This is a genomic window from Streptomyces sp. NPDC088915 (assembly GCF_044749825.1).
GTDB lineage: Bacteria > Actinomycetota > Actinomycetes > Streptomycetales > Streptomycetaceae > Streptomyces.
In genome coordinates this window covers 1,194-3,190 of record NZ_JBIVIR010000047.1, presented here as the reverse complement: position 1 = coordinate 3,190, position 1,997 = coordinate 1,194, and the positions used below count along the sequence as shown (strand labels likewise).

Annotated in this window: 1 rRNA gene (only partly in view); it reads right to left on the bottom strand. The window is 57.4% G+C overall.

The features are described from left to right. Positions 1–1,940 (bottom strand): 23S ribosomal RNA (locus ACIP5O_RS36855) (its annotated part extends 1,226 nt beyond the left edge of the window); the annotation flags it as partial. Positions 1,941–1,997: the final 57 nt, after the last annotated feature.

Genomic DNA, 1,997 nt, shown 5'->3' with positions numbered 1-1,997 from the left:
CTCATCACCAGGCGTGGCCCCCCTTCTCCCGAAGTTACGGGGGCATTTTGCCGAGTTCCTTAACCATAGTTCACCCGAACGCCTCGGTATTCTCTACCTGACCACCTGAGTCGGTTTAGGGTACGGGCCGCCATGAAACTCGCTAGAGGCTTTTCTCGACAGCATAGGATCATCCACTTCACCACAATCGGCTCGGCATCAGGTCTCAGACTATGTGTCACGCGGATTTGCCTACGTGACGTCCTACACCCTTACCCCGGGACAACCACCGCCCGGGCTGGACTACCTTCCTGCGTCACCCCATCGCTTACCTACTACCACCTTGGGTCAGCGGCTCCACCACTCCCCTTTGCCCGAAGGCTCCGGGGCGGCTTCACGGCCTTAGCATTAATGGGCTCGATATTGGGCGTTTCAAAGCGGGTACCGGAATATCAACCGGTTGTCCATCGACTACGCCTGTCGGCCTCGCCTTAGGTCCCGACTTACCCTGGGCAGATCAGCTTGACCCAGGAACCCTTAGTCAATCGGCGCACACGTTTCTCACGTGTGTATCGCTACTCATGCCTGCATTCTCACTCGTGAACCGTCCACAACTCGCTTCCGCGGCTGCTTCACCCGGCACACGACGCTCCCCTACCCATCACAGCCTCCGTTGGGAGTATGTGCTGCAATGACACGACTTCGGCGGTACGCTTGAGCCCCGCTACATTGTCGGCGCGGAATCACTTGACCAGTGAGCTATTACGCACTCTTTCAAGGGTGGCTGCTTCTAAGCCAACCTCCTGGTTGTCTCTGCGACTCCACATCCTTTCCCACTTAGCGTACGCTTAGGGGCCTTAGTCGATGCTCTGGGCTGTTTCCCTCTCGACCATGGAGCTTATCCCCCACAGTCTCACTGCCGTGCTCTCACTTACCGGCATTCGGAGTTTGGCTAAGGTCAGTAACCCGGTAGGGCCCATCGCCTATCCAGTGCTCTACCTCCGGCAAGAAACACACGACGCTGCACCTAAATGCATTTCGGGGAGAACCAGCTATCACGGAGTTTGATTGGCCTTTCACCCCTAACCACAGGTCATCCCCCAGGTTTTCAACCCTGGTGGGTTCGGTCCTCCACGAAGTCTTACCTCCGCTTCAACCTGCCCATGGCTAGATCACTCCGCTTCGGGTCTTGAGCGTGCTACTAAAAACGCCCTGTTCGGACTCGCTTTCGCTACGGCTTCCCCACACGGGTTAACCTCGCAACACACCGCAAACTCGCAGGCTCATTCTTCAAAAGGCACGCAGTCACGAGGACGTGACAAGTCACGTCCCGACGCTCCCACGGCTTGTAGGCACACGGTTTCAGGTACTATTTCACTCCGCTCCCGCGGTACTTTTCACCATTCCCTCACGGTACTATCCGCTATCGGTCACCAGGGAATATTTAGGCTTAGCGGGTGGTCCCGCCAGATTCACACGGGATTTCTCGGGCCCCGTGCTACTTGGGTGTCTCTTCAACGAGCCGCATGAATTTCAGCTACGGGGGTCTTACCCTCTACGCCGGACCTTTCGCATGTCCTTCGCCTATCCATACGGTTTCTGACTCGTCCTGTCGCCGGCAGACGACAGACAAGAGATCCCACAACCCCGCATGCGCAACCCCTGCCGGGTCTCACACGCATACGGTTTGGCCTCATCCGGTTTCGCTCGCCACTACTCCCGGAATCACGGTTGTTTTCTCTTCCTGAGGGTACTGAGATGTTTCACTTCCCCTCGTTCCCTCCACATGCCCTATGTGTTCAGGCATGGGTGACAGCCCATGACGACTGCCGGGTTTCCCCATTCGGAAACCCCCGGATCAAAGCCTGGTTGACGGCTCCCCGGGGACTATCGTGGCCTCCCACGTCCTTCATCGGTTCCTGGTGCCAAGGCATCCACCGTGCGCCCTTAAAAACTTGGCCACAGATGCTCGCGTCCACTGTGTAGTTCTCAAACAACGACCAGCCACCCATCACACC